This window comes from Streptomyces sp. NPDC004647, from assembly GCF_040609575.1.
Lineage (GTDB): Bacteria > Actinomycetota > Actinomycetes > Streptomycetales > Streptomycetaceae > Streptomyces.
On record NZ_JBEXKU010000024.1, the window covers coordinates 1 to 22,793 of the forward strand.

General features: G+C 69.7%; 15 protein-coding genes and 2 tRNA genes. 7 read left to right on the forward strand and 10 right to left on the reverse strand.

Translation table 11 applies throughout. The annotated features are described in order from the left end of the window. Window positions 1–223: 223 nt before the first annotated feature. A complete protein-coding gene (locus tag ABZW18_RS13240) occupies window positions 224–415 on the reverse strand; it encodes a hypothetical protein (RefSeq protein WP_356186306.1) in 192 nt (63 codons plus the stop codon). A 534-nt stretch (window positions 416–949) separates the two neighbouring features. Between ABZW18_RS13240 and ABZW18_RS13245 the strand changes: the two genes are divergently transcribed. Then, window positions 950–2,575, forward strand: coding sequence for a helix-turn-helix domain-containing protein (locus tag ABZW18_RS13245; protein ID WP_356186308.1), 1,626 nt, complete (start codon window positions 950–952; stop codon window positions 2,573–2,575). A 91-nt stretch (window positions 2,576–2,666) separates the two neighbouring features. Here the strand turns inward: ABZW18_RS13245 and ABZW18_RS13250 are convergent, their stop codons facing one another. After that, on the reverse strand, window positions 2,667–3,599 hold the full coding sequence (locus tag ABZW18_RS13250) for a recombinase family protein (RefSeq protein WP_356186311.1): 933 nt from the start codon (window positions 3,597–3,599) through the stop codon (window positions 2,667–2,669). 149 nt (window positions 3,600–3,748) lie between these two features. Further along, a complete protein-coding gene (locus ABZW18_RS13255) occupies window positions 3,749–4,003 on the reverse strand; it encodes a DNA-binding protein (protein WP_356186314.1) in 255 nt (84 codons plus the stop codon). A gap of 280 nt (window positions 4,004–4,283) precedes the next feature. Here ABZW18_RS13255 and ABZW18_RS13260 point away from each other — a divergent pair, with 280 nt between their 5' ends. Continuing rightward, complete coding sequence (locus tag ABZW18_RS13260; RefSeq protein WP_356186317.1) at window positions 4,284–6,104, forward strand: tyrosine-type recombinase/integrase; 1,821 nt, start codon at window positions 4,284–4,286, stop codon at window positions 6,102–6,104. Window positions 6,105–6,195: 91 nt separating this feature from the next. Here the strand turns inward: ABZW18_RS13260 and ABZW18_RS13265 are convergent. After that, a tRNA-Ile gene (locus ABZW18_RS13265) sits at window positions 6,196–6,272 on the reverse strand. A gap of 177 nt (window positions 6,273–6,449) precedes the next feature. After that, a tRNA-Asn gene (locus ABZW18_RS13270) sits at window positions 6,450–6,522 on the reverse strand. Window positions 6,523–6,681: 159 nt separating this feature from the next. On the opposite strand from ABZW18_RS13270, the gene ABZW18_RS13275 reads away from it, so the two are divergent. The 4 genes from ABZW18_RS13275 to ABZW18_RS13290 all read left to right on the forward strand — a co-directional run bounded on the left by ABZW18_RS13275 (window position 6,682) and on the right by ABZW18_RS13290 (window position 13,393). Continuing rightward, complete coding sequence (locus ABZW18_RS13275; RefSeq protein ID WP_356186320.1) at window positions 6,682–6,981, forward strand: YtxH domain-containing protein; 300 nt, start codon at window positions 6,682–6,684, stop codon at window positions 6,979–6,981. Window positions 6,982–7,346: 365 nt separating this feature from the next. Next, window positions 7,347–8,813, forward strand: a complete 1,467-nt coding sequence (locus ABZW18_RS13280) for an FGGY family carbohydrate kinase (RefSeq protein ID WP_356186322.1) — start codon at window positions 7,347–7,349, stop codon at window positions 8,811–8,813. Window positions 8,814–9,579: 766 nt separating this feature from the next. Next, window positions 9,580–11,313 carry an ABC transporter ATP-binding protein gene (locus tag ABZW18_RS13285; protein WP_356186454.1) on the forward strand — a complete coding sequence of 578 codons (1,734 nt, stop codon included), beginning with the start codon at window positions 9,580–9,582 and terminating at the stop codon, window positions 11,311–11,313. A 145-nt stretch (window positions 11,314–11,458) separates the two neighbouring features. Beyond that, complete coding sequence (locus ABZW18_RS13290; RefSeq protein WP_356186457.1) at window positions 11,459–13,393, forward strand: ABC transporter ATP-binding protein; 1,935 nt, start codon at window positions 11,459–11,461, stop codon at window positions 13,391–13,393. Window positions 13,394–13,509: 116 nt separating this feature from the next. Here the strand turns inward: ABZW18_RS13290 and ABZW18_RS13295 are convergent, their stop codons facing one another. The 5 genes from ABZW18_RS13295 to ABZW18_RS13315 form a co-directional block, all read right to left on the reverse strand. Further along, window positions 13,510–15,024, reverse strand: coding sequence for a sigma-70 family RNA polymerase sigma factor (locus tag ABZW18_RS13295; protein ID WP_356186324.1), 1,515 nt, complete (start codon window positions 15,022–15,024; stop codon window positions 13,510–13,512). Between the two features lie 127 nt (window positions 15,025–15,151). Next, on the reverse strand, window positions 15,152–17,059 hold the full coding sequence (gene dnaG, locus ABZW18_RS13300; protein ID WP_356186326.1) for a DNA primase: 1,908 nt from the start codon (window positions 17,057–17,059) through the stop codon (window positions 15,152–15,154). A 443-nt stretch (window positions 17,060–17,502) separates the two neighbouring features. After that, a complete protein-coding gene (locus ABZW18_RS13305) occupies window positions 17,503–18,765 on the reverse strand; it encodes an FAD-dependent oxidoreductase (protein ID WP_356186329.1) in 1,263 nt (420 codons plus the stop codon). A 371-nt stretch (window positions 18,766–19,136) separates the two neighbouring features. After that, window positions 19,137–20,450 (reverse strand): deoxyguanosinetriphosphate triphosphohydrolase, encoded by a 1,314-nt coding sequence (locus ABZW18_RS13310; RefSeq protein WP_356186459.1) that lies wholly within the window; start codon window positions 20,448–20,450, stop codon window positions 19,137–19,139. 147 nt (window positions 20,451–20,597) lie between these two features. After that, window positions 20,598–21,626, reverse strand: a complete 1,029-nt coding sequence (locus ABZW18_RS13315) for a sirohydrochlorin chelatase (RefSeq protein ID WP_356186331.1) — start codon at window positions 21,624–21,626, stop codon at window positions 20,598–20,600. Window positions 21,627–21,915: 289 nt separating this feature from the next. Here ABZW18_RS13315 and ABZW18_RS13320 point away from each other — a divergent pair, with 289 nt between their 5' ends. Beyond that, a complete protein-coding gene (locus ABZW18_RS13320) occupies window positions 21,916–22,632 on the forward strand; it encodes an ElyC/SanA/YdcF family protein (protein WP_356186333.1) in 717 nt (238 codons plus the stop codon). The last annotated feature ends 161 nt before the right edge of the window (window positions 22,633–22,793 follow it).

Sequence of the window (22,793 nt, forward strand, 5' to 3'; positions counted from 1 at the left end):
AGCCCGTCGCGGCTTCACGCCGCGACGGGCTCCGCTCCCATCACGCACCCCAACGACCGCACCGATACGGCCAGCTCCTCGCGGGCGGGGCGCGGGGGGTCGGCCACCCGCGAGGAGCAGGGAAGGACGCCGCTCATCACGACGCTGCCGGTCGGGATCCTGCGACTGCCGTCCCCGGCCGGCACTACGAAACGTACATCATGCCTTCAATAATGTCATCTATCTATCGGGAGGAAGCGCCATCGTCCTCGCCCGCCGACTTCCGCAAGGGCTCCTCCAAGTCCGGCATCACTGCGAGCAGTTCCACGGCCGTGCGCGCAGCTCTCGCCGCATCCGCCGGCGCCATGCCGGGATTGAGTACGCGCGAGGGCTCCTTCGACAGAGCGGCGACGCGTTCCAGATCGAGCTCGGCCATGCCATTCCTCCCGTAAGAGACCGGCGTCCGCGCTCCACGTCAGCCGGCCATCGCGCCGCCGGGGTGGGCTGCGCGTGCGTGCGCAAGCTGGCCTGCGCGGCAAGTGGAATCCGCGCTTCGACGGCGTAGACGACGCTAGCCAGAAACCGGCCATGGTGCCGACTCCCGGTGCACAGTGCATGGACAGCCCCTTATCGCGGCGCACACCCGCAAAGACGACCGTTGTCGGTCGAACGTGGAGGTCCCCGCCACGCATCAACGCCCCACATGTCAAGTGGTTTTGATGCATCTATGCAGGTAAACCGGCCCACCTACCCTCTGACGCGCCCCTCACGCCCTCAAAGCCCCGTGGTTTTGACGACGTTGACATGTACTTAGGCAAACATTTGGATGATGGCGCAAAGTTGACGTTCAATCTGCCGCTGGCGCCACCCCACTGGCGCCGCCCGCGCGGGTGCACGGCGCTCACCCCACGTGGGCCCACGCCGCACTGCTGCTCGGTCCAAGCGGCGTCTGGGGGTGCCCGAGGTGTGCATGGTCGGCCATGAAAAGCGACAGGAGCGGCTGGAGCGCAGGCTCCTTCAGCAGATCCGGCACCAAGCCGCAGCTCCCAATCTGCCCCGCCTGGTCGGATGGCTGGCGGAGGTCCTCGACGGCCACGTGACGCTCACTAATTCCGACGGCTGGCCTCTCGCCGCCTCATCAAAGGCTGCCCACGAGGTCCTCGCCACAGCAGCGGACGAGATCTCGCGCCTGGCTGCCGGGGAGCTCAAGTCGGCGGTACTGGACGAGAGGGCCTTGAAGGCCCGGCTGCTCGCCATCGGACCCGAGGCCCCCCATGCCGTCCTGGCGACGGCCCGGACCGAGCCATATCCGCCACAAGCAGCCAAGGCCGTTTCCCACGTTGCCGATGTCCTGACGCTCCTCCTGCCAACCCTCAATCGCGAGCACGCCTGGCACCAGGTACACGAAGCCGCCGCAGAAGTGCATGTGGCGATCTTGCAACTGCTGATGAGCGGCCAGGCGACCTTTGCTCGGCGTGCGGCCGCCAGCCTCGCACCCGGCGCGCTGGACGACACCGTCCGCGTCTACATCGTGGACTGCTCCACAGGAGACCGCCATTACACGGCAGAGATCATCCAGCAAGAGATCAGGAACCCCTCCCCGCCGGGGGTGACCATGCCCACTCCGGAACCGGCACTCATCGACGGAGCTCTCCTGGTCCCATGCCCGGCATACGACAACCACCTCATCGTTGTCGCGCCCGCAGACAACGAACCGTCGGCACAAGGCAGCGAGTCGGTCGACGCGACACTGCGCAGGGTCACAGCGGCCCTGGACGACCATTACCTCGGGGTCAGTGAGGCCGCAGCTCTCGCTCATACGCCCGACGCATATCGGGACGCGACCCGCGCTCTGAGCGTCGCCCAGCACCTACCGGAGCGAGCGTGGCAGTACAACAGCCACGCACAGATCACGGCCGTAATCGATCAGGAAGAGGCATTCCACTGGGCAGAGGCATTCCTGCAGCCGCTCATCAACGCATCTCGGGCGGAACGCGACGACCTCTTCACCACCGTCCGCCTAGCCCTGGCGTTTCCCACAACCAAAGTGGCCAAGGTCCTCGATGTGCACCGCAACACCGTCACCAGCCGCTTCAAGAAAGCCGCTGAACTGCTCCAACTCGACCTCAGCGACGTGCAGGCCTGCGCAGTACTCGACCTGGCGCTCCAGATCGACGCGACAGATCCGGTTGGTCGCCGCAAGAATTCGTACCAAGCCGAGGCACGCCTCCAAGAGATGCTGTCCACTCCCTCAGCCAAAGCATGGGCTGAGATGACCCTCGCCCCGCTGAACCAGGATGACCGGAACCTGAGGCGGACCCTCCGCGTATGGTTCGCCCACAATGCCAGCGCCGACTGCGCAGCGACCGAGCTCGGCATACACCCACAGACCGTCCGTGGACACTTGCGAAGCGCGGAACGGCTGCTACAGCGAACCCTCCTCGCCGGCGCTTCGGGAGGCCACGACCTGATCATCGCCCTGTTCATCGCCGGTGACATCCCGACGCCCCCACGCGTGTGCGGCATCCCTCACCAAGGCTTCTTCGATCGCTTCCTGGATCCGAGCGCGGAGACACACCTCCCGCCAGCTGGATAGAGGACAACCCAAGAACCAGATGGGCGCGGCCCGGGTTCGCTGCGGAACCCGGGCCCATCCGTACGAGCTGGACCTAATGGACCTGCGGCAGCTACGCCGGGACCTGGGTCCAGCTACGCCAGTGCAACGCCACACGATCGCTATCCACCGTGCGTGACCCACGGGACGCAGCCGGATACACAACGACCTGCTCCAGCATCAGCACCACCAGGCCCTTCTTGGAACGCAGCGGCGCATGCTTCCACCACCGCACCAAGTCGGGTACGCCGCCCAAGGGCGCGTTGTTGACCTGTTCCAGGATCCGTGCCCGCACCTCGGCATCCCGGATACTCTTCGACAGCTCTCGGTCGGCCGTCTTGAAAGACTCCTTCGAAATCTCCCGCCGGGCGTAGTCCTTCCCGAGCTCCTTCTGCTGCGCACGGGCCGCTTCGATGTCCTTGCGCAACTGCTCGACCTCGCCGAGCACTTGGTCCCGCGCCGCTTCCAAAAGGGCCTGCACCTCAGGCTTCGCCAGCTCCGCCAGCACGTGCTCCGCCACGTAGGTCTCCAGCAGGTCGGCATTGATCCGCACCTTGCCGCAGCCGCCAGGATGCTGCTTGGTACTCGGGCTGCACCGGTACCCCCGGGCCCCGCTATTGGAGGGCGACGCGTCGAGCCAGTTCGTGCACAGCCCGCAAACGCTCTCGCCCCCCGTCAGGAGGTACTCGCGCTGCTCCGCCCGATCGCTGTTGGGATCGTTGGACGGGCGGAGCGCGCGGATGGCCAGGAACTCCTCGGGCGTGATGATCTGCGGGCCGCCGCTGCTCACCAGCTCACCGTTCTCGTTCTCGGTGAGGCCAGCGATCGCCGGGTGGTCCAGCACGTTCGCCAGGGCGGCCGGCCGCCACAGACCACCACGTGTGGTCCGATGACCCTCTGCGTTCATCCAGTCCGTGATCGCAGGGTAGGACTGCGCCACCAAGCGGCGGCTTGCGGCCTGTCGGACAGCAGCGGCCTCCGGCTCGCGTAGCCGCCGGTACGCCATGTCCTCGAACCCGTACAGCCGTGGCACCTGACAGCTCCCCTCGCCTTGACCGACCCCCAGTGACATATATAACTGTAACCAAGGTAGGTCACACTGCTGCAAAGGTCGCCTCACACTATGAGGCAGGCATATGCCGCCAGCCACGCTGTTCACCCCCGCGCAGCCGTCAGCCCCTCAACACCCAGCGCCTTCCACAGCTCCGCCGTCGGCACCCGGACCGTGCCGCCCAGCGCGAGTGTCCGAACGGGGAAGCCCCCTGTGCGGATCAACTCGTACGCCTTGTCGCGGCCAATACCAAGAGCACGTCCGGCAGTTGTCACGTTGACCGTGGCCGGAAGCGCAAGCAGCTCCTCTAGACCCATCGCTCCGGCCGGAGCCTGCCCGCCAGCTTCCTGAGCAGTCATGTCGTTGGTCGCTCTCTCCCCCGCGCCAACTTGAAGGTGACTTTACAACAGTGTCCGACACCCCCAGCAAGATGAAGAACGATCAAGCCAGGCACGTACGGAACCGTACGCACAACCACGGCTGGCAGTGGGCCAGTCGACAGCAGGGGGTCGGATGTTCTCGCCGAGCTACTACCGGCGATGTCAGTGCAAGGGGCCGCTCACCGACAGGTCGGGCAAGCCTGTCCTCAACGATGACGGAACCCCGAAAATCGGGTCCATTGGGACGACCTGCCCGAAGTTGAAGCAGAAGGGACACGGCACCTGGGCCTTCTACTTCGAGCTCGAACGCGGCGAGGGAGGCAAGCGTGAGCGCGTGCGCCGCGGCGGCTTCGCCACGAAGGACGAAGCCAAGAAGAAAGCGAACGAGCTGTACGACGCCGCCAGCGGTGGCACCGACGTTCTCTCCGACGAACTGTGCGGCGACTTCTTCCGCCGCTTCCTCACTGCCAAGAAGTCACTCGCTCGCACCACGCGCCATGGCTACGAAGAGCACATCAACAACTACCTCGATCCCCACCTGGGCCACATCAAGCGGCGAGACCTGCGCGTCCGCCACCTGGACCGCATGTACGACGCGATAGAGAAGGAGAACGCCGAGCGCGTTCTCCACCGACTCCGCATCGACGAACTCACCACAGCGCGCGACGAGGCTCACACAGCCTGGGTACGGGCCGCAGGAAAGACAGAGGAGCGCCGCCGCACACGTCGCGCCTGGATCGAAGCCAACCAGGCGCTGCGCGACGGTCGCAGGGGCCTGCGCAAGGTCACGTCCGCAGCGACAATGCACCGCATCAACGACACCCTCTCCTCCGCCCTGAGTTGGGGCATCAAGAGGGAGAGCGCGTTCGTCAAGAACTGGGCCCAGCTCGTGGAGCTGCCGGCCGTCGCACGGGCCAAGCCCCTGGTGTGGACGCCCGAGCGCGTCGAGCACTGGAAGCGGACCGGCGAGAAGCCAAGCCCCGTCATGGTCTGGACGCCCGAGCAGACCGGCGAATTCCTCGACTTCGTCAAGGACGACCGGCTCTATGCCCTGTGGCACGACTTCATCTTCCTCGGCCCCCGCCGCGGCGAGATGTGCGCCTTGCCGTGGCCAGAGGTCAGCCTCGACGCCCTCTGGCTACGGATCTCCGCGCAGATCGTCGAGGTCGCCTACCGCCTCTACGGCGAGGCACCCAAGGCCGACAGCGTGCGCACCCTCTGGCTGAGCCTCGAGACCGCCGAGGTCAATCGCCTGTGGCGAGAGCAGCAGCAGAAGGAGCGCGAGGAGTGGTCCGGCGTAGAAGCCTGGGTCGAATCCGATCGCGTCTTCACGCACGAGAACGGTGAGCCTCTTCACCCGGACTGGGTCAGCCGCCGCTTCAAGCGCCTGGTGGAACTGTCCGGCCTGCCCCCGGTCCGCCTCCACGACCTCCGGCACATCTCCGCCACGCTGTCGCTCCTCGCCAAGAACGACATCAAGGTCGTCCAGGAGCGGCTGGGGCACTCCTCCCGGCAGATCACCTCGGACACCTACACGAGCGTGCTGCCCGAGATGATGCGCGCCGAAGCCGAGTCCACCCTTTCCGTCGTCCCGCGCGACGTGTCGTACGAGACGCACCGCCCTCTGAGCCTCCCCGACAGCGCCTTCCAGGCCGACGTGGCCGTGATCTTCGCCCACGGCGCCCGTTCCACGGGCAACACCTGGGCCATCGGAGCGCAGACGCAGCCGGGCACCGACCTCCTGGGGGAGATCAGGACCACCGGCCGAGGCCAAGAGCACGCGGCGAACGCCGCCCTGAAGTGGATACGCGAGCACTGCGCCAGCAGCGGCATGGAGCTGCTTCGCGTGGAGAACTTCAACGACCGGTACCCGGAAGACCAACGGCCGTACTTCTCGCTCGTCCGCTTCACGATCGCCCGGTCCGAAGCGCCGGGCATCGACGGCTGGGAGCTGCCGCAAGGACTGCCGCGGCACCGGGAAGGGCACCCGCCGGGGTCGCAGCGCCCGCCCGAAGGCCGCGTGAACCCGCTCTGGACCCGAATCCGTCCCCGTGTCCACTGTGTGTCCACTGGATCTTGATCTAGACGGGTGAACGGGGGTCGCCGCGCTGGCGCGGTGGCCCCCGTTCTCACGTTTCCGCAGGTAGAAACGATCCTGCTTAACCACTTAGTGGTGGGGCGGGTGGGACTCGAACCCACGGCCGACGGATTATGAGTCCGCTGCTCTAACCGGCTGAGCTACCGCCCCGTAACGGCGCGCCGCGCACATCTGTGCGCGCCGTCTGCCGCAGCATAGCTGCTCATAAGATCTGCCGCCCGTGTGGGCTGCGGACCCTGGCATGGAGGACATCGATCACCGTACCCGCGGTTCCAAGATCCGTGATCTCATGAAAAAAGGCCCCGCGACCGGGGCCTTCATCATGAGCTCCCCCGACTGGACTCGAACCAGTAACCTGCCGGTTAACAGCCGGCTGCTCTGCCAATTGAGCTACAGGGGACTGCTCCGCTCGGACCCGCCGTGCCGGTGCTCCGGGGGCGGCTCCTCGCTGCGAGCAATACATTAGCGCATGCCAGCGGGTGCTCCGAAATCCGTATTCGCATCGGCACCCACCGGACGGGGAATGCGCCCCGTACGACTCGAGCGAAGGGTGGAAGCCATGCGGTACCGGCTCACGTTCATCTCCGGTCTGGCCGTCGGCTACGTGTTGGGAGCACGGGCCGGGCGGGAGCGGTACGAACAGCTGCGCAAGACCGCGCGGCAGGTCACACAGAACCCGGCGGTCCGAAATGCCGCCGAGTCCGCTGCGCAGAACAGCCGCGCAGCCGCCTCGAAGGCGGTCGACACGGTCTCCTCGAAGGTCGGCCACCGCATCCCGGACTCGGTGACCGACCGAGTCCGCTCTCTGCGCGAGCAGCGCACATCGGGGGAGGACGACTGGGGAACCAGCAATACGTGACGCGCGCAGTACGTGACGCCCGCGCCTCTCCGTACGTGACGCCCGCGCCTCTCCGTACGTGAGGGGCGCGGCACGTGGGCGGCGCAGCAGGTGAGGGGCTCAGCCACATCCTGTGGTGAGCTCCGGCACCGGCGTCGCCACACCCGGGGAACCACCGATTACGTGGCGCCACAGGCCCCCGGGTGACGGGCCGGCCGCCAAGGCCCGGGTGACCCCGACACCACCAGGAGCGCCACGACCGGGACTCACCCGGACCGGTCCTCGGCCGGGCGCGGCCCCCGCCGTGCCCGGCCGAGGACCGGTCGCGGAACTGCGGGGGCGACCAGGTAACCGTCGACAGCTGCAGTAGGGCATCATCTGGCGGCATGGGGATAGTCGCCGGCCTGGACAGTTCGTCCGAGTACACACGCATCGTCGTCTGCGACACCGACACCGGTGCCGTACTCAGGCAGGGGTACGCGCCGCACCCGGCCGATGGCGAGGGCGGCGTCGGCGGCTCCGTCGGCAAACGCACCGAGATCGATCCACAGGCCTGGCTGATGTCGCTCGGCGAGGCCGCGACCGGTGGAGTGCTGGAAGGCGTCCAGGCCATCGGGGTGTCCGCGCAGCAGCACGGGCTGCTCGCGCTCGACAACGAGGGCTCCCTCGTCCGCCCTGCTCTGCTCGGCAACGACAAGCGCGCCCAGGCCGCGGCCGCCGATCTGATCGATGCGCTGGGCGGGCGTACGGCGTGGGCGGAGGCCGTCGGAGCCGTACCGTCGGCCGCGCAGCCCGTGGCCAAGCTGCGCTGGCTCGCACAGTACGAGCCCGAGTCGGCCCAGCGCACCGCCGCCGTGCTCCAGCCGCACGACTGGCTGGTCTGGCAGCTGCTCGGGCGCCCCGCCCGGCAGACCACCGACCGGGGCGACGCGTCCGGCACCGGCTACTGGTCGGCGGCCACCGGCGTCTACCGCCCGGATCTCGTCGAGCTGGCGCTCGGACGGCAGGTGCCGCTGCCGGATGTGCTCGGTCCCGCCGAGCCCGCCGGGACCACACCCGAGGGGCTGCTGATCTCGGCCGGCACCGGCGAGACGATGGCGGCGTCCTTCGGTCTGGGGGTCGGCGTCGGCGACGTGGTGGTGTCGCTGGGCGCCTCCGGGTCGATCTTCGCGGTGCACCACGGGGCCCTGGCCGACTCCACCGGCACCATCACCTCCTTCGCCGACGCGACCGGCATGCACCTGCCGGTCGTGCACACGCTCAACGCCGTACGCGTGCTGCGCGGCACCGCCGAGCTGCTCGGTACGGACCTGGACGGGCTGTCCACGCTCGCGCTCAAGTCGACGCCCGGCTCCCACGGGCTGGTGATGCTCCCGTACCTGGAGGGCGAGCGGACCCCGCCCCTGCCGCACACGGCCGGGACGCTCGCCGGGCTGCGCCGGGAGAGCATGAAGCCGGAGCACCTCGCGCGGGCCGCGGTCGAGGGCATGCTGTGCGGGCTCGCGGACGCGCTGGACATCCTGCGCGGGCGCGGGGTCGCGGTGCAGCGGGTGTTCCTGCTGGGGGCGGCCGCCGAGCTGCCCGCCATCCAGGCCGCGGCGCCCGTGCTCTTCGCGGCGCAGGTGATCGTGCCGCAGGCCGCGGACTACGCGGCGCTGGGCGCGGCCCGGCAGGCGGCATGGTCGCTGGGGGTCGCACAGGGCACGCTGTCGCCACAGCAGCCGCCGCTGTGGCAGAGCCCTGCGGCCCAGGTGTTCGAACCGGGCGAGGAGCTGCCGGTCGGCCAGGCCGTACGGCAGCAGTACGCGTCGGTGCGTGAGCAGACCCATCCGGGAGCGTTCGGGGCGGTCTGACCGGGCGGCGGCTGGAGGGGCTCTGCGCTCCCGGAAGCGGGCACGTGCCCGGCTCTCGCCAGGCTCCGAGCCGGGCCGAGCCGAGCCAGGCAGAACTGAACCGGACGGGCCGAGCCGAGCCAGGCGGAACTGAATAGGCAGCCGAGCCGAGCCAGTCGGAACTGGACCGGACGGGCCGAGCCGGACCAGACCGGTCAAGCCGAACCGGACCGGACGCCGGACCGCACCGAACACTGGACTGGACAGGCCGGACCGCACGGGCAGGACCGCATGGGCCGGGGCCGAGCAGAGCCGACCGGACGGGCCTGGCCGACCCGATCCGGGCCCGGGGCTCAGGGAGGCTCCCGCCGGCAGGGCGCGGTAAGCCCGCCGAAGTCGGCTGGGGCGGGTCGAAGGCCTGGGAAGGCCATGGGCAGGGCGGGTTGGGCCCGGACGGAACAGAGAGCGGGCTCATCGTTGGAGCTCTGAGCCTGGCCTGGTGGTCCCGGAAAAGCAGTTGTGCGCGGGGCCCGACCGGGGGATTGTGTACGGGCTCTGCGCCGGGAGCCGGAGATGGGCCTCGCCCCATTCCCCGTGCCCTGAGCACTGTGCCCTGAGCCCGCGCCCGGGCCTCGAACAGAGCTTGCGAAAGAGCCAATTCCGGTTCCGCCGAGCGCGAAGGGCCTTTGCCACTGTTTGGGACGGCCACGCGCCTCGATGTCGGAGGATGGGACCGGCCCCCGATCTTGCCACCATCCGCCTTGCCGACGAGACCCGAGAGACCCGCGTGCTGATCCGACTTCTGCGCTCCCATCTCCCCCCGTACAGACGGCCCATCGCCTGGCTCGTGCTGCTGCAACTCGTACAGACGATCGCCACGCTCTACCTGCCCACCCTCAACGCCGACATCATCGACAACGGTGTCGTGAGGGGGGACACCGGTCACATCCTCGAGCTCGGCGGCGTGATGATCGTCGTCACCGTGCTCCAGGTGATCTGCGCCATCGCCGCCGTGTTCCTCGGTGCCCGCACCTCGATGGCCATCGGCCGGGACATCCGGGCAAGCGTCTTCGACCGGGTGCAGAGCTTCTCGGCCCGCGAGGTCGGCCAGTTCGGTGCGCCCTCGCTCATCACCCGGACGACCAATGACGTCCAGCAGGTCCAGATGCTGGTGCTGATGACCTTCACGCTGATGGTCTCCGCACCGATCATGTGCGTCGGCGGCATCATCATGGCGCTCGGCCAGGACGTACCGCTGTCCTCCCTGCTGCTCGCCGTCGTCCCCGTGCTCGGGATCCTGGTCGGGGTGATCGTGCGACTGCTGCGGCCGCTGTTCCGCACCATGCAGGAGCGGCTCGACACCGTGAACCGGGTGCTGCGCGAGCAGATCACGGGTATCCGCGTCATCCGCGCGTTCGTCAAGGACGACTACGAGCGGCGGCGCTTCGACCGTGCCAACACCGAACTGACGGACGTCTCGCTGCGGACCGGCCGGCTGATGGCACTGATGTTCCCCGTCGTGATGACGGTGGTGAACATCTCCAGCGTCGCCGTGCTGTGGTTCGGTGCCCACCGGATCGACGACGGCGGCATGCAGATCGGCGCGCTCACAGCCTTCATCTCGTATCTGATGCAGATCCTGATGTCCGTGATGATGGCCACCTTCATGTTCATGATGGTGCCGCGCGCCGAGGTCTGCGCCGAGCGCATCGAGGAGGTGCTGGATACCGAATCGAGTGTGGTGCCGCCTTCCGAGCCTGTACGGGAGCTGAGGCGGCACGGTCATCTGGAGCTGCGCGGCGCGGACTTCTGCTACCCGGGCGCCGAGGCCGCGGTGCTGCGCGGTGTCGACCTGGTCGCCCGGCCCGGTGAGACCACCGCGGTGATCGGGTCCACGGGCAGCGGCAAGAGCACCCTTCTCGGGCTGGTGCCACGGCTGTTCGACGCGACGGGCGGCGACGTACTGGTCGACGGGCAGGACGTACGGACACTGGACCCGGCGCTGCTGGCGGAGACCGTGGGACTCGTACCGCAGAAGCCGTATCTCTTCTCCGGGACCGTCGCCTCGAATCTGCGCTACGGAAAGCCGGACGCGACGGACGAGGAGCTGTGGCACGCGCTGGAGGTCGCGCAGGCCAAGGAATTCGTGGAACGTCTCGACGGCGGCCTCGAAGCGCCCATCGCGCAGGGCGGCAGCAACGTCTCGGGCGGTCAGCGGCAACGGCTCGCCATCGCCCGGGTGCTGGTCCGGCAGCCGGAGATCTATCTCTTCGACGACTCCTTCTCCGCGCTGGACTACGCCACGGACGCGGCGCTGCGCGCGGCGCTCACCCGGGAGACCGCCGAGGCGACCGTGGTGATCGTCGCGCAGCGGGTCAGCACGATCCGCGGCGCCCACCGAATCGTCGTGCTCGACGAGGGCCGGGTCGTGGGCACCGGCACGCACGACGCGTTGATGGCGGCCAACAGCACCTACCGGGAGATCGTTCTCTCCCAGCTCACCGAAGAGGAAGCTGCGTGAATAACCGAGCGGCAGCCGGACCACCCCACCGGACTCCCCCCACCCAGTCCCCGCTCCACCGGCTCACCGAAGAGGAGGCAACGTGAGTACCCAGGCGTCCCCGCCGCGCCGCGGACCGGCCCCCGCGGTGGGCCCCGCCCGGCTCATGGGGGGTCAGCCGACCGAGCGCTCGATGGACTTCAAGGGCTCGGGGAAGAGGCTGCTGCGGCAGCTGCGGCCAGAACGGGTGCTGATGTACGGGGTGCTGGCGATGGGCATCACGAGCGTGTCCCTGTCCGTGCTCGGCCCGAAGATCCTCGGCCATGCCACCGACCTGATCTTCGCGGGGGTGATCGGCCGCCAACTGCCGGACGGCACCAGCAAGGCCGAGGCCGTACAGAACCTCCGCCGCCAGGACAACCACGACCTCGCCGACATGCTCTCCGCGATGGACTTCACCCCCGGGCACGGCATCGACTTCGGCGCGGTCGGCTCGGTGCTGCTGACGGTCCTGGCGATCTACGTGGCGGCCGGGCTGTTCGGCATCGTGCAGGGCCGGCTGGCCACCCGGGCCATCAACCGCACCGTCTTCCGGATGCGGGAGGACATCGAGGCCAAGCTGTCCCGGCTGCCGCTGTCGTACTTCGACCAGCAGCCGCGCGGCGAGGTGCTCAGCCGGGCGACCAACGACATCGACAACATAGGCCAGACCCTCCAGCAGACCATGGGCCAGATCGTGAACTCTCTGCTCATGATCGTGGGCGTGCTGGCGATGATGTTCTGGATCTCGCCGCTGCTGGCGCTGGTGGCGCTGATCACCGTGCCGGTGTCGGTGGTTGTCGCGACGGCCGTCGGCAAGCGGGCGCAGCCGCAGTTCGTGGCGCAGTGGAAGACCACCGGCAAGTTGAACGCGCACATCGAGGAGATGTACACCGGGCATGCCCTGGTGAAGGTCTTCGGCCGCCAGGAGGAGTCGGCCGCGGCGTTCCGCGAGCAGAACGAGGCGCTGTACAGGTCCGGCTTCCGGGCGCAGTTCATCAGCGGGATCATTCAGCCCGCGATGATGTTCATCGGCAACCTCAACTACGTGCTGGTGGCAGTCATCGGCGGTCTGCGGGTCGCGACCGGAGCGCTGTCGATCGGTGACGTCCAGGCCTTCATCCAGTACTCCCGGCAGTTCAGCCAGCCGCTGACGCAGGTGGCGAGCATGGCCAATCTGGTGCAGTCCGGAGTGGCGTCGGCCGAGCGGGTCTTCGAGCTGCTGGACGCCCAGGAACAGGCCCCGGACCCCGAGACCCCGGCGCGCCCGGTGGCACCGAGCGGCAAGGTGGCGCTGAACGGGGAGGTGGCACTGAGCGGCAAGGTGGCGTTGGAGCGGGTCTCCTTCCGCTACGAGCCGGACAAGCCGCTCATCGAGGATCTGTCGCTGGCCGTGGAGCCGGGCCAGACGGTCGCCATCGTCGGGCCGACCGGCGCGGGCAAGACCACCCTGGTCAATCTGCTGATGCGGTTCTACGAGGTGAGCGGCGGCCGGATCGCCCTCGACGGGGTGGATGTCGCGGAGATGTCGCGGGAGGAACTGCGCGCCGGGATCGGCATGGTGCTCCAGGACACCTGGCTGTTCGGCGGCACGATCGCGGAGAACATCGCGTACGGGGCCGAGGGTGCTTCGCGCGAGCAGGTCGAGGAGGCGGCTCGGGCGGCGCACGCGGACCGCTTCATCCGTACGCTGCCGGACGGCTACGACACGGTGATCGACGACGAGGGCACAGGGGTGAGTGCGGGCGAGAAACAGCTGATCACCATCGCTCGGGCGTTCCTGTGCGACCCGGTGATCCTGGTGCTCGACGAGGCGACCAGCTCCGTGGACACCCGTACCGAGGTGCTGATCCAGCGGGCGATGGCGACGCTCAGCCACGGCCGGACCAGCTTCGTCATCGCGCACCGGCTGTCCACGATCCGCGACGCCGACGTCATCCTGGTGATGGAGAACGGCTCGATCGTGGAACAGGGCACACACGAGGCACTGTTGGCGTCCGAGGGGGCGTACGCGCGCCTGTACTCGGCGCAGTTCGCACAGGCGGTGGTGGAGGTGGACTGAGCAAGCCTCGCTCGCTGGGCGGAGCCTTGCCTCGATCGCCGGGTGGACCGGTCCTTGCCTTCCGTCGCCGGTGGGCCTGACTCTTCGGGCCCACCCGGCGGCTGAGGTCGAGGAAGCTAGTCCAGATAGCCGCGCAGCTGGTCGGCGAAGGCGTGGTCGCGGAGTTTGTTGAGGGTCTTGGACTCGATCTGGCGGATGCGTTCGCGTGTCACACCGAAGATCCGGCCGATCTCCTCCAGAGTGCGCGGCCTGCCGTCGGCCAGCCCGTAGCGCAGCTGTACGACCTTGCGCTCCCGCTCGCCGAGTGTCGAGAGCACCGCTTCCAAGTGCTCGCGCAGCAGCAGGAACGCGGCGGATTCGACGGGTGAGGCGGCGTCGCCGTCCTCTATGAGGTCGCCGAGGGCGACATCGTCCTCCTCGCCGACCGGCGCGTGCAGTGACACCGGCTCCTGGGCGAGTCGCAGCACTTCGCGGACCCGCTCCTGCGGGAGGTCGAGGTGGGCGGCGACTTCTTCGGCGGTGGGCTCATAGCCACGCTCCTGGAGCATCCGGCGCTGGACCCGGACAACCCGGTTGATCAGCTCGACGACATGGACCGGGACCCGGATCGTACGGGCCTGGTCGGCCAGGGCCCGGGACATGGCCTGGCGGATCCACCAGGTCGCGTACGTGGAGAACTTGTAGCCGCGGGCGTAGTCGAACTTCTCGACGGCCCGGATCAGGCCGAGATTGCCCTCCTGGACGAGGTCGAGCATGGTCAGGCCGCGGCCGACGTAGCGTTTGGCGACGGACACGACGAGCCGGAGGTTGGCCTCGATGAGGCGGCGCTTGGCCATCCGTCCGAGGACGACCAACTTGTCGAGATCGACAGCGAGTTGGGAAGCGAGGTCGGGCGTAGTGCTCAGCTTCTCCTCGGCGAAGAGCCCGGCCTCGACACGGCAGGCGAGCTCGACCTCCTCGGCGGCGGACAGCAGCGGGATCCGGCCGATCTCGCGGAGGTACTGGCGGAACAGGTCGGAGGAGGGCCCGCTGGTATCGGCCCGCGTGGGCGGCGCCTGGGGCGTGATCTCCTCGACGACCATTTCACCGGCGGGCGATTCCGGTGCTTCGGGCGCGGCGGTCTCCGCCCGGTCGGGATCCGGATGGGGCGATCCGGACTCTTGTGTACCGGAGGGCTGTGTACCGGGCTGCAGCGTTCCGGGCGGTGGTGCGTCAGGCACAGGTGTCCCGGACCTCGACGGCGCCGACTTCGGCGTTCCGGATCCCGGCGGCTCAGGCTGCGAGGCGGGGTTGGGCTTCGAGGCGGGCTTGGACCCAGGTGACGCCGACTCAGGTGACGAGGGGTCGGTTACTTCGGTCTCGAATGGCTCGGGGTCGGCCGGCTCCGGCTGCGGCAGCTCCGCCTCCGGATGGTGCGGGGCGAGGGACTGCGGCGGCACCTTGGTGACGGCGCCGGTGAGGGTCCGGGTCTGCACGGGGGCGACCTCCAGGGTGATCGCTGCCGGATCGGGGGCGTGCGGCGGCGGAACGTCCGCGGCCGCGCCGCAGTCCGTCCCGTACGTCGGATACGGATCCGCAGGGGATTCCGGCCCCAACCGACCAGACCCGCCGCGCTCCGAGGACTCAGGCACCGCCCACCAGTGTGGAGTACGACACACGCCTGCCACGAGGGGCGTGCGAGCACTTTTTGAGACCGGTCCGTGACCGCTCGGCTACCGCGGGGTGTAGTGGCGTTGGCTCCCGGGCCCGGCTGAGCCGCTACAGCGCGTCGGCGCCGCGCTCTCGAAGGGACTGGCCGTACTGCTGAAGGATCCACAGCTCGTTCTGCACAGCGGCCAGATGTTCGGGGTCCGCGTGCGCGCCCAGACGTTGGAGGGAACCGCGGATATCGGTGATGCGCTGATTCACGGCGGCGAGGCGGACGGCCACCAACTGCTCGCCCGCGTATACCTGATCAGCTTCGCGGCGAGTGTGCAGCGGCTCGACGGCGAGCTCGGTGACCATGGCGCGTACGGAGTCGTCGGGCGAGGCCTCGCGGACCCGGGCCAGATACTCGCTGTCCGCCGCGGCCGCTCCCCCAGCTGCCTCGATGGTCTGCCGTACGGCGGTGTACGGCGGGGCGGTGAACTCGTCCGCGCCATAGGCGTCGAAAGCCGGGGAGACCAACTCGGGGCGTTGCAGGGCGAGTTTCAGCAGCTCGCGCTCGACACGGTGGGCAGGGCTGCGGAGGTTGAGCGCGGGGCCGCGCGGCATGGGCGGTGCGGGCCGCTGCGCGGCGGGAGCGGCGTCGCGGTGGTTCGTACGGCCGCCCTGCTCCGGGCGCCGGCCGCGCTCGCCGGCAAAGCGAGAGAGCTGGCCGACCCGGCGGACCACGAACTGGTTGTCGGTGACATAGCCGAGCAGCCCGGACAGCATCACGGCGTACTTGTGCCGGATGGACGGGTCCTTGATGTGCGCGACGATCGGCGCGGCTTCCTCCAGGGCCGCCGCCTGGCCCTCGGGCGAATCGCAGTCGTGCCGGTCGACCAGGGATCGGATGGCGAACTCGAAGAGCGGTGTGCTGCCCTCGACGAGCTGTTGTACGGCCTCGTCGCCCTGGGCCAGGCGGAGTTCGCAGGGGTCCATGCCGCCGGGGCTGACGGCGATGGACGTACGCGCAGCGAACTTCTGGTCGTCCTCGAAGGCGCGGAGAGCCGCTCGCTGCCCGGCCGCATCCCCGTCGAAGGTGAAGATCACTCTTGCCCGGGAGTTGTCCATCAGCAGGCGTCGCAGGATCTTCACATGGTCACCGCCGAAGGAGGTGCCGCAGGTGGCGACGGCGGTGGTGACTCCGGCCAGGTGACAGGCCATCACATCCGTATAGCCCTCGACGACGACGGCGCGGCTGCCCTTGGCGATGTCCTTCTTCGCGAGGTCGATGCCGTAGAGGACGTGCGACTTCTTGTAGAGCGGGGTCTCGGGGGTGTTGAGGTACTTGGGGCCGTTGTCGTCGTCGCGGAGCTTGCGGGCGCCGAAGCCGATGACCTCGCCGGTGATGTCGCGGATGGGCCACATCAGCCGGCCGCGGAAGCGGTCGATGGGGCCGCGGCGGCCGTCCTGCGCGAGTCCGGAGAGGGTCAGCTCCTTGTCGCTGAACCCCCGGCCGCGCAGGAAGCGGACGAGGTGGTCCCATCCGGCCGGGGAGTAGCCGACGCCGAAGTGCTGGGCGGCGGCCTGGTCGAAGCCGCGGCTCGCGAGGAACTTCCGGCCGGTCTCCGCCTCGGCGCTGTCCAACTGCTCGACATAGAACTGCGCGGCGACCTTGTGCGCCTCGACGAGCCGGATGCGCTCGCCCTGCTGGCGGCCCGGGTTGTAGCCGCCCTCCTCGTAACGGAGGGTGATGCCCGCCTGGGAGGCCAGCCGCTCGACCGATTCGGAGAAGGAGAGGTGGTCGACCTTCATCACGAAGTCGAGGGTGTCGCCGCCCTCCTGGCAACCGAAACAGTAGAAAAGCCCCTTACTGGGACTCACCTGAAAAGACGGCGACTTCTCATCATGAAAGGGGCACAGACCTTTCAGGTTGCCGCCCCCGGCGTTGCGCAGCTGGAGGTACTCGGACACGACGGCGTCGATCGGGACCGCGTCCCGGACCGCCTTCACGTCGTCATCGTTGATCCTGCCTGCCACGCGTGAATTCTACGGCGGAGGTGCTACACCGGTTCACGCCGCCGTTGGTTTCGGCGAAGCGGCAGGCGCGCGGCAGTGGCGCCCGGCGGGAACGAGCGGGCCGAGCACAGGTCCGGTGAGGGGAGCCGGGCCCCGCCCCAGCGCTCACCAGGTGAGCGGTGACCGGCTGAGCAGGCACCCGGTTGATCACACACCTGGGTGAGCAGGCGCCGACCGGCCGCACCTGGCTGAGCAGGGCACGGATGCCCGCACCTGGCTGAGCAGGCACCGGGCGGCCGGCCACAGGTTCCGCGCCGCCGCCGGATTCAGGATCACAGCATGCACACAGCACGCGCGCCCGGTGTGGTCCAGCACGCTGAGCGAGCAGACTCCGCTTGCCCGCTTGCCCGCTTGCCCGCTTGCTCCCCGCTTGCCTGCGCGCCGCGCGCCGTCCGCGTCCGCCGCTACGTGAGCAGGGACGCCAGAGGCACCCCGGGTTCGGCGAGGGCATCCAGGTCCAGTTGCTCTCCCGAGCGGATCAGCTGCTGGATCGGCTCGGTGACATCCCACACGTTGACGTTCATCCCCGCGAGCACCCGACCCTGGTGGAGCCAGAACGCGATGAACTCCCGCTTGCCGACATCGCCCCGCAGCAGCACCTGGTCGTACGAGCCCGGGGGCGCGTAGCCGGAGTACTCGAGCCCCACGTCGTACTGGTCGGAGAAGAAGTACGGCACACGGTCGTACGCCACCTGCCGGCCGAGCATGGCGCGGGCTGCGGCCGGTCCGCTGTTCAGGGCGTTGGCCCAGTGCTCGACACGGAGCCGGGTCCCGATGAGCGGGTGCTCGGCGGCGGCCACGTCCCCGGCGGCGTAGATCTCGGGGTCGGAGGTGCGCAGCGAGGCGTCGACGGCGACGCCGCCGCCGTCCGCCCGGTCGACCAGGGCCAGGCCGGACATCTCGGCGAGCCCGGTCCGCGGGGCGGCACCGATCGCGGCGAGGACGGCGTGCGCCGGATGCTCCTCGCCGTCGTCGGTACGGGCGGCGAGCACCACGCCGTCCTGGCCGGTGATCTCGGTGAGCCGGGTGCCGAAGTGGAAGCGGACCCCGTGTTCGCTGTGCAGGTCGGTGAAGAGTGACCCCAGCTCGGGGCCGACCACGGTGTGCAGCGGCGTGGTCGCGGCTTCCACGACGGTGACCTCGGCACCGTAGCCGCGGGCCGCCGCGGCGACTTCGAGGCCGATCCAGCCGGCGCCGGCGATGACGAGGTGGCCGTTGTCCCGGCCGAGGGCGGCGAGGACTCCGCGCAGCCGTTCGGCGTGGGCGAGGCGGCGCAGATGGTGGACGCCGGCGAGATCGGTCCCGGGGATGTCGAGGCGGCGGGGCTCGGCCCCGGTGGCGAGCAGCAGTTTGTCGTAGTGGATACGGGTGCCGTCGCCGAGGGTGACCGCTTTGGCGGCGCGGTCGAGCTGGACCGCGGGCTGGCCGAGGTGGAGCTCGATCTCCGCCTGGGCGTACCAGGCGGGCTCGTGGACGAAGACGCTGTCGCGCTCGGCGGCGCCGGTCAGATAGCTCTTGGACAGCGGTGGGCGCTCATAGGGGTGGTCGCGCTCGTCACAGACCAGGATGACCCGTCCGGTGAAGCCCTCCGAGCGCAGGGTTTCGGCGGCCTTTGCCCCTGCCAGCCCTCCTCCTACGATGACGAAGGTCTGATGTGCGTCGACCACTTGGTGCCTCCTCGCTGCCGGGCTTCAAGCCTGAATCCATGGTCCCCCCGCTCTGCTCACCTCAAGCGAGCCTCCCGCACGGAGCGTGGTGCGGGAAGAGGGACTCCGCCGCACGGGTCACCTGCTCCTGCCGCTGTCGGCCGCCTCGGCCGCGCGGGGTGAGCCTCGCGTGCAGGCCACGGGCAGCCGATCCATCGGTCACCACGCCTCCGCCACATCCCCGCGGCACCCGTCACCACTCCCTCCGTCGTCATCCGTCGTTATCCGCCTCAGCCGTCGTCATCCGTCGTCATCCGCCTCAGCCGTCGTCATCCGTCGTCATCCGCCTCAGCCGTCGTCAGCCTCAGCCGTTGTCAGCCGACCAGCCTGCGTCAGCCGCGCGAGGTGAGTCTTGCGTGCAGGCCACGGGCCGACCCGTCGGTCAGCGCGGCGATCTGGTCGACGACCACCCGCTGCCGAGCCCCGTCGTCCTCCGCCGCCTTGTGCAGGGCCCGGAATTGCGGGTCCAGACCGTCCGGCGCTCGGGCGCTGAGCACCTCGGCCAGTTCGCTGAGGACGACGCGCTGGTTCGCGCGGACCAGCTCCTGTTCCGCCCGCTGCATCACATAGAGGTCGGCGACCGCCTTGAGCACCGCGCATTCGAGGCGTGTGGCGCGCGGTACGACCAGCTCCGCGGCGTACCGGGTGAGCCGGCCGGTACCGTACGCCTCACGGGTGGCGCCCTCCGCCGCGAGGCAGAACCGGCCGATGAGCTGGCTGGTGGTGTCCTTCAAGCGGGACTGGGCGACGGCCGATCCGTCGTAGCCGTGCGGCCACCAGTCCTGATTGATGAGGCGGTCGAGTGCTTCGGCGAGCTCGTCGGGCTCGGTGCCTGGCGGGGCGTAGCGGTCCACAGCGCAGGCGAAGACTTCGTGGCGGTCGGGCGCGGCGAGCAGCATGCCGGGGACGAGATGCCCGGCATGCAGACCGTCCTCGATGTCGTGAACCGAGTACGCCACATCGTCGGACCAGTCCATCACCTGGGCCTCGAAGCACTGCCGGTGATCCGGTGCGCCCTCCCGGATCCATCGGAAGAGCGGCAGGTCGTCCTCGTAGACGCCGAACTTCCTGGAGCCGCGGTTGGTGGGGTGGCCGCCGCGCGGCCAGGGGTACTTGGTGGCGGCATCCAGAGTCGCACGGGTGAGGTTGAGGCCCACGCTGACAAGCTCTCCCGAGGCGTCGTGGACGAACCGCTTGGGCTCCAGACGGGCGAGGAGGCGGAGCGACTGCGCGTTGCCCTCGAACCCGCCGCAGTCCTTCGCGAAGTCGTCGAGGACCTGCTCGCCGTTGTGCCCGAAGGGCGGGTGGCCGAGGTCGTGAGCCAGACAGGCTGCCTCGACGAGGTCGGGGTCGCAGCCGAGCGCGGCGCCCAGTTCACGGCCGACCTGCGCGCATTCGAGAGAGTGCGTCAACCGGGTGCGCGGGCTGGCGTCCCACGCCAGGGATGTCGTGCCGTCGGCGAGCTCTTCGGGCGCGGTCCCCGGGGTGACGACCTGGGTCTTGCCCGCGAGCCGGCGCAGCGCGGCGGAGTGCAGTACGCGGGCCCGGTCGCGCTGGAAGGAGGTACGGCCGGGACGCTTGTCGGGCTCGGCGGCCCAGCGTTCGGTGTCGGCCTCGCCGTAGGGGCCGTACTGCTCCTGTGCCATGTGCTGCGCGGCGAATGTGCCCGCCCGGTCATTACCTGCCATAGATGGACAGTAACGGGCGCGGCCGACAGCCGGGTCGGCGCGTCGGGCCGTCGCGGAATGACGGCCTCAAATGGGGAGCGTGGAAACCAGTGACGGGCTGCCGTTCTAGGCCGCGGCGGCCGCGGCAGTGGCTGCCGTGACAGAGGCTGCCGCGGCCCTGCCCGCCGTGACAGTGGCCTCGGCGTCCTGCGCCTCCTTGTACCGGTGCAGCAGGAGGCGGGCCAGTGCCGGGTGCGCGCCGATCGGGGCAGCCGCGACACCGGGTGCTTCGGCGGCGCACTGGGCGGCGAAGCGGCCGGGCGCCGCGAAGTACGAGGCGACGGCGACCCGGTGGCAGCCACGCGCGCGGAGCTCGCTCACCGCGTCGGCGACGGTGGGTGCGGCCGCCGATGCGTAGGCGGGAAGGACCGGCACTCCGCCGAGCCGTGCGCTGAGCAGTGCGGCCATACGTTCGGTGTCGGCGGCCGAGTCCGGATCGCGTGACCCCGCAGCCGCGAGCACAACGCCGCTGCTCCCGCTCGGCCCCTCGTCGGACGCACGCCATCCCGCTTCGACGAGCCGGGCGTGCAGCGCCTCGGCGAGCAGCGGGTGCGGGCCGAGAGGTGCGGCGATACGGGCCCGCAGATGGGGTGCCTCGGCGAGGGCTTGCGGAATGTCCTGCTTGACGTGGAATCCGCGTCCGAACAGCAGCGGTACGAGCACGGCCTCGCCGCGCAGCCCGGCGAGGGTGTCCGGCAGCAGCGGCGCGTTGAGCTCGATGTGCCCGAGCCGGACCGGCAGGTCGGGGCGCAGCGCACGAACGCGTTCCAGCAGCGCGCTCACCGTGGCCAGAGCCCTCGGGTCACGGCTGCCGTGGGCGACGGCGACGAGCGTCGGTGGGTGGTGTCCGTCACGGCCGGAGGCGGGAGCGGAGGCAGGGCCTGAGGCGGAGACAAGGGTGTGGGCAGGGCCGGGGCCAGGGCCACGGCCGGGGCCAGGAGCAGGCGCGAGGCCGTCGCTGGGGACCTGCTGACGGCGCAGGCTGCGGGCTCCGTCGAGCGGGAGCCGGGTGCCGAGCTGCGCGGTGATCAGGTTCATCAGCTGCGCCGTGCTGTCGAGGTGAGCAGAGCCGGAAGGAGTGTTCGACGCCGTCATGCAAGGATTCTGGCCACCAGCAGTTGCCACGCCATTGCGGCTGGATGACAACTGGTTTCCAGGCCCTCACCGGTCGGAGCCGTCGACGGGGATGTCCCCGTCCCAGGCCCGTACGGACCCGGGCCCGCCCCAGGACATCTGTTCTCCGGACCTGACTGGACGGATGCGGGAAGGCCGACCGGTATGCCGGTCGTCCGCCGCCGGCAGAACCCTTTCGGTCTCCCCAACGTCATCCCTCTGGGAGAGAACGATCAGACGTTCCGCGATCGGACGTTCAGGGGGAGGACCCATGCGAAGGCCACGGCTGCCGCAGATTCGTGGACCGCGCGGCGGACTGCGCGTACCGAGACCGCGGCTGCCACGGACCCGGCGCGCCAAGCGGCGCACCGTGCAGGGCGCGGTGCTCGGGTGCGTACTGGCGCTGATGCCGGCCACCTGGATGCAGGCGACGGCTTCGCCACGCGTACGGGACCTGGCGGATGTGCCGTCCGCCCCGGTCGCCGTCGTCTTCGGGGCGGGGCTGTGGCGCGGCAACCCGACGCCGTATCTCGCGCACCGGCTGGACGCGGCGGCGGAACTGTACCGGGCGGGGAGAATCCGGGTCGTCCTGGTGACGGGTGACAATAGCCGCACCGACTACGACGAGCCGAACGCGATGCGGTCATATCTCGCCGCCCGCGGAGTGCCCCGCAGCCGCATCGTCAGCGACTTCGCCGGGTTCGACACCTGGGACTCCTGCGCACGGGCCAAGCGGATCTTCGGGGTGGACCGGGCGGTGCTGATCAGCCAGGGGTTCCACATCCGGCGCGCCCTGGCGCTGTGCGAGGCCGCCGGGATCGACGCATACGGCGTGGGTGTTCCCGAACCCCGGGACGCCACCTGGTACTACGGCGGCCTGCGGGAAATCGCGGCGGCGGGCAAGGCCGCTCTGGACGCGGCGGTACACCCGGACCCGCACTTCCTCGGCCCACCGGAACCCGCCCTCACCCCAGCACCGGCACACTGACACCGCCCCGGACACAGCCCCACCCCCCGACCCGCACTCCCGCGGCCCACCGGAACCCGCCCTCACCCCAGCACCGGCACACTGACACCGCCCTGCACGCGGCCCGGTCCCCCGACCGGCGCGCTCCCGCGGTCTCCGCCGCCCGCCAGCGCCCCAGCACT

Excerpts from the sequence above, each read along its gene's own strand:
- ABZW18_RS13250 (WP_356186311.1), bottom strand. The coding sequence starts at position 3,599 with ATGGCGTACCGGCGGCTACGCGAGCCGGAGGCCGCTGCTGTCCGACAG.
- ABZW18_RS13290 (WP_356186457.1), top strand. The coding sequence starts at position 11,459 with ATGGGGGGTCAGCCGACCGAGCGCTCGATGGACTTCAAGGGCTCGGGG.
- ABZW18_RS13240 (WP_356186306.1), bottom strand. The coding sequence starts at position 415 with ATGGCCGAGCTCGATCTGGAACGCGTCGCCGCTCTGTCGAAGGAGCCC.
- ABZW18_RS13315 (WP_356186331.1), bottom strand. The coding sequence starts at position 21,626 with ATGACGGCGTCGAACACTCCTTCCGGCTCTGCTCACCTCGACAGCACG.
- ABZW18_RS13320 (WP_356186333.1), top strand. The coding sequence starts at position 21,916 with ATGCGAAGGCCACGGCTGCCGCAGATTCGTGGACCGCGCGGCGGACTG.
- ABZW18_RS13275 (WP_356186320.1), top strand. The coding sequence starts at position 6,682 with ATGCGGTACCGGCTCACGTTCATCTCCGGTCTGGCCGTCGGCTACGTG.
- ABZW18_RS13280 (WP_356186322.1), top strand. The coding sequence starts at position 7,347 with ATGGGGATAGTCGCCGGCCTGGACAGTTCGTCCGAGTACACACGCATC.
- ABZW18_RS13255 (WP_356186314.1), bottom strand. The coding sequence starts at position 4,003 with ATGACTGCTCAGGAAGCTGGCGGGCAGGCTCCGGCCGGAGCGATGGGT.
- ABZW18_RS13245 (WP_356186308.1), top strand. The coding sequence starts at position 950 with ATGGTCGGCCATGAAAAGCGACAGGAGCGGCTGGAGCGCAGGCTCCTT.
- ABZW18_RS13310 (WP_356186459.1), bottom strand. The coding sequence starts at position 20,450 with ATGGCACAGGAGCAGTACGGCCCCTACGGCGAGGCCGACACCGAACGC.